The organism is Pseudomonas sp. 30_B (assembly GCF_017491605.1).
Taxonomy (GTDB): domain Bacteria; phylum Pseudomonadota; class Gammaproteobacteria; order Pseudomonadales; family Pseudomonadaceae; genus Pseudomonas.
In genome coordinates, this window is sequence record NZ_JAFGYY010000030.1 from 46,884 (window position 1) to 53,552 (window position 6,669).

General features: G+C 64.0%; 8 protein-coding genes. 3 read left to right on the forward strand and 5 right to left on the reverse strand.

Going from position 1 to position 6,669, the window contains the following annotated elements:
- Positions 1-97: 97 nt before the first annotated feature.
- From rplS to ffh, 5 genes are all read right to left on the reverse strand, one after another.
- A complete protein-coding gene (gene rplS, locus J5M67_RS24215; RefSeq protein WP_009616363.1) occupies positions 98-448 on the reverse strand; it encodes a 50S ribosomal protein L19 in 351 nt (116 codons plus the stop codon).
- A 44-nt stretch (positions 449-492) separates the two neighbouring features.
- Entirely contained in the window at positions 493-1,236 is a 744-nt protein-coding gene (trmD, locus tag J5M67_RS24220; protein ID WP_152225264.1) for a tRNA (guanosine(37)-N1)-methyltransferase TrmD, read from the reverse strand.
- Positions 1,237-1,262: 26 nt separating this feature from the next.
- Entirely contained in the window at positions 1,263-1,799 is a 537-nt protein-coding gene (gene rimM, locus J5M67_RS24225; RefSeq protein WP_207888036.1) for a ribosome maturation factor RimM, read from the reverse strand.
- A gap of 5 nt (positions 1,800-1,804) precedes the next feature.
- On the reverse strand, positions 1,805-2,053 hold the full coding sequence (gene rpsP, locus J5M67_RS24230; protein ID WP_152225269.1) for a 30S ribosomal protein S16: 249 nt from the start codon (positions 2,051-2,053) through the stop codon (positions 1,805-1,807).
- A 144-nt stretch (positions 2,054-2,197) separates the two neighbouring features.
- Positions 2,198-3,571, reverse strand: a complete 1,374-nt coding sequence (gene ffh, locus J5M67_RS24235) for a signal recognition particle protein (RefSeq protein ID WP_207888037.1) — start codon at positions 3,569-3,571, stop codon at positions 2,198-2,200.
- Positions 3,572-3,791: 220 nt separating this feature from the next.
- Between ffh and J5M67_RS24240 the strand changes: the two genes are divergently transcribed.
- From J5M67_RS24240 to J5M67_RS24250, 3 genes are all read left to right on the forward strand, one after another.
- The gene (locus J5M67_RS24240; protein WP_207888038.1) at positions 3,792-4,592 is read left to right on the forward strand and encodes an inner membrane protein YpjD; all 801 of its coding nucleotides are present in this window, start codon (positions 3,792-3,794) and stop codon (positions 4,590-4,592) included.
- Positions 4,593-4,641: 49 nt separating this feature from the next.
- Positions 4,642-5,937 (forward strand): HlyC/CorC family transporter, encoded by a 1,296-nt coding sequence (locus J5M67_RS24245; protein ID WP_207888039.1) that lies wholly within the window; start codon positions 4,642-4,644, stop codon positions 5,935-5,937.
- A gap of 283 nt (positions 5,938-6,220) precedes the next feature.
- A partial coding sequence (locus tag J5M67_RS24250; RefSeq protein WP_207888040.1) for an MFS transporter occupies positions 6,221-6,669 on the forward strand: 449 nt, incomplete at its 3' end.

A 6,669-nucleotide genomic window follows, 5' to 3' on the forward strand; every position in this document is an offset into this window, starting at 1 on the left:
GCCGGAGGCAGGTGGGGCGACCGGACCGGTTGGCCGGCAAACGCCAGGCAAGAAAAAAGCAGCCCGTGGGCTGCTTTTTTCTTCGAAAGAACCGGTCTTAGACCAGTTTTTCCTTGATGCGCGCTGCCTTGCCGGACAGTTCGCGGAGGTAGTACAGCTTGGCCTTGCGCACGTCGCCGCGACGCTTGACGGAAACGCTGTCTACCAGCGGGCTGTAGGTCTGGAAGGTACGCTCAACGCCTACGCCGTTGGAGATCTTGCGAACGGTGAAAGCACTGTTCAGGCCGCGGTTACGCTTGCCGATGACAACGCCTTCGAAGGCCTGCAGACGCTGACGGTCGCCTTCCTTCACTTTAACCTGGACGATTACGGTGTCGCCGGGGGCGAACGCCGGAATCTCTTTGTTCATCTGTTCAGCTTCGATCTGCTGAATGATCTTGTTGGTCATTTCAGTGCTCCTAAGACAAACGCTCGGCGCTCGCCATCGATACGTTAACTATCGTTCCGCTGGCGGATGTATTCCTCCAGCAGCTTCTTCTCTTCTCCAGAAAGCGAGCGGCAATCCAGAAGATCGGCACGTCGTTCCCAGGTCCTGCCTAAGGACTGCTGCAAACGCCAGCGCCGGATGTGTTCGTGGTTGCCGCTGAGCAGCACCTCAGGAACACGCTTGTCTGCGTACACCTCGGGTCGGGTGTAGTGCGGACAGTCGAGCAGGCCATCCGTGAAGGAGTCCTCCTCGGCGGAGTCCACGTGGCCCAGTGCACCGGGCAACAATCGCGTGACCGCGTCAATCAGCACCATGGCCGGAAGCTCACCCCCGGACAGGACATAATCGCCAACTGACCATTCCTCATCGACATGCTCTTCAATGAAGCGCTCGTCGATGCCTTCGTAACGCCCGGCGATCAGGATCAGTCGTTCCTCGTTCGCCAGTTCTTTCACGGCCGCCTGCGTCAGCTTGCGACCTTGCGGCGAGAGGTAGATCACCTTCGCCGGTCCGCCTGCGGCTTGCCGGGCATCGCCCAGTGCGCCTTCGAGCGGCTTGATTTTCATCACCATGCCGGGACCACCGCCGAAAGGCCGGTCGTCCACCGTCTGGTGACGGTCCTCGGTGTTGCTTCGCGGGTTGAAGCACTGAAGCTGAATCAGCTCCTGCTTGACCGCGCGACTCGTGATGCCATAGTCGCTGATGGCGCGAAACATCTCCGGAAAGATGCTGATCACTCCTATCCACATCGGCTGAGGGCTCTCATCCACATGGCTTAGAAGTCCGCGTCCCAGTCCACCCGCATCTCGCCGGCTTCCAGGTCCACCGATTGCACGCACTGATCCGTATACGGGAGCAGGCGTTCACGGTCGTCCAGGCTGCCTGCGCAGGGCTTGACTACCATCACATCGTTGGCGCCGGTCTCCAGCATGTGGTCGAGAATCCCGAACAGTTGCCCGTTCTGGTCGATCACCTTGAGACCTTCCAACTGGCTCCAGTAGAACTCGCCATCGTCCAGCACCGGCAGCTCGCTGCGCGGGACCAGGATTTCGAACTCTGCGAAGGTGCGGGCGATCTCGCGATCATCCAGTCCCTTCAGCTTCGCGACCAGGACATTGCCCTGCACGCGACCTTGAACCAGCTCAGCCTGTCGAACCTCGTTGCCACGCTTGAGCGTCCAGCGACGGTAGTCCAGCAGGTTGTCCAACGGATCGGTAAAGGAATACACCTTCACCTCACCACGAATGCCGTGCACCGATACGATCTTGCCGAGAACAATCATCTCCTCGGCGGGAGCAGGCTTCGTGTTCATCGATCTCAGGCAGCCTTGGCGGCGTCCTTGATCAGCTGAGCAACACGCTCAGACGGTTGAGCGCCTTGGCTCAGCCAGTAGTTCAGACGCTCCTGGTTGATCGAGACCTTGACCTCGGCACCAGTTGCAACGGGGTTGAAGAAACCGACGCGCTCAACAAAACGGCCGTCGCGAGCGTTGCGGCTGTTGGTCACGGTCAGGTGATAGAACGGGCGCTTCTTGGAGCCGCCACGAGCCAGACGAATGGTTACCATGCGTACGTTGTTCCTATGGTTTGCTTGCAAAAAAGAAATGCAGCCCTCGGGCACATAGCCCGAAAGGCCGCATATTCTATGAGCTAAAGCCCCGCGCCGCAAGCCGCAGCGCGTCCGGCCCGCCGGGTGGCGGGCCGTCTGGGGTCACATCTTGGGCATGCCGCCGGGGAACATGCTGCCCATGCCGCGCATCATCTTGGCCATGCCGCCCTTGGCGGTGACCTTCTTCATGACCTTCTGCATCTGCTTGTGCTGCTTGATGAGACGGCCGACGTCCTGCACCTGGGTGCCGGAACCCAGGGCGATGCGGCGCTTGCGCGAGCCACTGATCACTTCCGGGTCGCGGCGCTCGGCCGGGGTCATGGAGTTGATGATCGCCTCCATCTGCTTGAACTGCTTCTCCGCCGCGTTCTGCGCGTTACCCATCTGCGACAGGTTCACACCGCCCAGCATCGGCAGCTTGTCCATCAGGCTGCCCAGGCCGCCCATGTTCTTCATCTGTTGCAGCTGATCGCGGAAGTCTTCGAGGTCGAAGCCCTTGCCCTTCTTGATCTTCTTCGCGAGCTTCTCGGCCTTCTCGCGGTCCATGTTCTGCTCGGCCTGCTCGATCAGGCTGAGCACGTCGCCCATGCCGAGGATGCGCGAGGCCACGCGATCAGGGTGGAACGGATCGAGCGCTTCGCTCTTCTCGCCCATGCCGAGGAACTTGATCGGCTTGCCGGTGATGGCGCGCACGGACAGCGCGGCACCGCCACGGGCGTCGCCGTCGACCTTGGTCAGCACCACGCCGGTCAGCGGCAGCGCGTCGTTGAAGGCCTTGGCGGTGTTGGCGGCGTCCTGGCCGGTCATGGCGTCGACCACGAACAGGGTTTCCACCGGCTTGATCGCCGCGTGGACCTGCTTGATCTCGTCCATCATGTCGGCGTCGATGTGCAGACGACCGGCGGTATCCACGATCACCACGTCGATGAACTTCAGCTTCGCCTCGCGAATCGCGGCTTCGGCGATGTCCACCGGCTTCTGGCTGGTGTCGGACGGGAAGAAGGTCACTTCCAGGTCATTGGCCAGGGTTTCCAGCTGCTTGATCGCCGCCGGGCGATAAACGTCGGCGGACACCAGCAGCACGGACTTCTTCTTGCGCTCCTTGAGGAAGCGCGCCAGCTTGCCGGCGGTGGTGGTCTTGCCCGCGCCCTGCAGGCCGGCCATCAGGATGACCGCAGGCGGCGCCGCGTTGAGGGCCAGGTCCTCGTTAGCCGCGCCCATCAACTCGACCAGTTCGGCCTGGACGATCTTCACGAAGGCCTGGCCCGGGGTCAGGCTCTTGGAAACCTCGGTGCCGACCGCGCGATCCTTGATCTTGGCGACGAAGTCCTTGACCACCGGCAGGGCCACGTCGGCCTCCAGCAGGGCCATCCGCACTTCGCGGAGCGTGTCCTTGATGTTGTCCTCGGTCAGCTTGGCCTTGCCGGTGACGTGGCGCAGCGTTTGCGAGAGGCGATCTGTAAGGTTTTCGAACATGCGCGTTCCTAATCAGACCCGGTCGGGTCAGGGTTTGGCTTGTCAGCAAGCCGGCGATTATAGCGAAGTGCGGCCAGCGCCAACACCGCCGATGATCCCTCCGTGACGGACCACACCCGCACCAGAAGCGAACTGTTCTCAGCGGCTTTCTAGACCCGGCCGTTCTGTGCCACACTCACGGCCTTTCGGGTCCCCCTTCCAAGGACTGTTCCAAGGACTTATGCAACCTCTGCTGCCCAGCCTGATCGCCGCCGTCCTTTATATCGGCACTACCGTCTACCAGGGCGTTAGCCTGGCCCGCCGCAACCCGCCGCAAAAGCCGCTACTCCTCCTGCTGGGCCTGGCCGCCCTGCTCTGCCAGGCGTACAGCCTGAGCCAGGAGCTGCTGACGCCCGGCGGTCTGGTGCTGGACTTCTTCAATGCCGCCAGCCTGATTTCCGCCGCGGTCACCGCACTGACGCTGCTGGCCTGCCTGCGCATCCCGGTGCACATCCTGCTGATCGTCCTCTATCCGCTCGGCGCCCTGACCACCCTGCTGGCGGCACTGGTGCCCCATGGCACCATCGAGCCGATCAACGAGCAGCCAGGCATCCTCGCGCACATCCTGCTGTCGATCCTCGCCTATGGCCTGCTGACTATCGCCGTAGTCCAGGCACTGCTGTTGCTGGTGCAGGATCACCAGCTCAAGCACAAGCATCCATCGGGTCTGATCCGCAACTTCCCGCCGCTGCAGACCATGGAAAGCCTGCTGTTCGGCTTTCTCTGGGGCGGCTGGTCGCTGCTCTCGCTGTCGCTGATCTCCGGCTGGCTGTTCGTCGACAACCTGTTCGCCCAGCACCTGGCGCACAAGACCATCCTCTCCTGCTTTGCCTGGGTGGTGTTCGCCGTGCTGCTGTGGGGCCGCCACCAGCTCGGCTGGCGCGGGCACAAGGCGATCCGCTGGACCCTGGCGGGCTTCTGCCTGTTGATGCTGGCCTATTTCGGCAGCAAGCTGGTCAAGGAATTCATCCTGCACATCTGACGCTGGCGGCGGTGCCGCACCGCCGCGAAACGCCGAAGGAACCCGACGCATGGGCGACATCCATCCCGGCTACATGATCGGCCTGCTGGTCTTCCTGCTGCTGTGCTCCGCGTTCTTCTCCAGCGTCGAAACCGGCGTCCTCAGCCTCGACCGCTATCGCCTGCGCCACCTGTCCAAGCAGGGCAACCGCGGTGCCCGGCGCACCAGCTGGCTGCTGCTGCGCACCGACCGGCTGCTGGGCACCATCCTGATCGGCAACAACTTCGTCAACATCATCGCCTCCTCCCTGGCCACCCTGCTGGCCCTGCGCCTGTGGGGCGACGCCGCCGTCGCGCCGACCACCATCGTCCTGACCCTGGTGCTGCTGATCTTCGGCGAGATCACCCCCAAGACCTACGCCACGCTGCGCCCCGAGAACGTCGCCTTCCCCGCCAGCCTGCCGCTGCTGTGGCTGCAGAAGCTGTTCAGCCCGCTGCTGTGGCTGATGACCGGGGTGAGCAACCTGCTCCTGCGGGCCTGCGGCCTCGACCCGACCCAGCGCATCAGCAAGCCGCTGAGCAGCGAGGAGCTGAAAAGCGTGGTCACCGAGTCCAGCGAGAAGCTCACCGCCAACCGGCAGAACATGCTGCTGAGCATCCTCGATCTGGAAAAGATCACCGTGAACGACCTGATGGTGCCGCGCAACGAAGTGCAGGGCATCGACCTGGACGACGAGCTGGAAACCATCATCGGCCAGCTGCGCAACACCACCCACACCCGCCTGCCGGTATTCCGCAACGACATCAACCAGGTCGAGGGCGTGGTGCACATGCGCCAGATCGCCCGCCTGCTGACCCATAACCAGCTGACCAAGGAAAGCCTCAAGGCCGCGTGCCTGGAGCCCTACTTCGTGCCGGAGAGCACGCCGCTGTCGACCCAGCTGATCAACTTCCAGAAGCAGAAGCGCCGCATCGGCATCGTCGTCGACGAGTATGGCGAGGTGATCGGCATCATCACCCTGGAAGACATCCTCGAAGAGATCGTCGGCGAGTTCAGCAACCAGGACGCCCTGCGCAACCCCGATATCCACCCGCAGGCCGACGGCACCTATGTGATCGACGGCTCGGCCAACCTGCGCGACCTCAACCGCGCCCTGGGCTGGCAACTCCCCAGCGACGGTCCCAAGACCCTCAACGGCCTGGTCACCGAAGCGCTGGAGCAGATTCCCGACTGCGCGGTGTGCCTGAAGATCGGCCGCTACCGCCTGGAAATCCTGCAGTCCGGCGAGAACCGCGTGAAAAGCGTACGCGTCTGGCAACCCGGCATCCCAACGCCGCCGCTGCCGCAGCGCGACGAGCTTGCCTGAGCGGCCCCACCCGCCCCTATAATCCGGACGGCTTACCCAGCCTCCCGCCAGCCACGGCTGCTATCCGCGCCGCCCCGCTGGCCAGTCACCGCACGCCCGCCGAGCCTCGACCCTGCGTCGTTGCCTTGCGAAGCAGCCGGCCTCGCCCCGACCCGCCGCGAGCCGCGCCTCCCCTGCCCCGACACCGGGCCGCGCTTCCCGCTCGCGCCATGGCGATGCCTCCAATGACGCCGGACACGACCGCAGAGTCGTCGCCGAGCAGGACTGCCAGGGACCGACCCGCATGACCAGCACCACCCTCGACGCCGGACAGCCGGCCGCACAGACCAACTCCACCACCCGTGTTGCGGTGGCCAGCTTCATCGGCACCGCCATCGAGTTCTACGACTTCTACGTCTACGCCACCGCCGCCGCCCTGGTGATCGGCCCGGTGTTCTTCCCGCAGACGTCCGGCACCGCCCAGGCACTGAGCGCCTTCCTCACCTTCGGCATCGCCTTCCTCGCCCGCCCGCTGGGCTCGGCGCTGTTCGGCCACTTCGGCGACCGCATCGGACGCAAATCCACGCTGGTGGCCTCGCTGCTGCTGATGGGCGTCTCGACCACCCTGATCGGCCTGCTGCCGGGCTACGACAGCATCGGCGCCTGGGCACCGATCCTGCTCTGCGTGCTGCGCTTCGGTGACCAGGCCGTTGAGGGTCTTGGGACCGTCGCTGGGGAGTTGCCAGCCCAGGG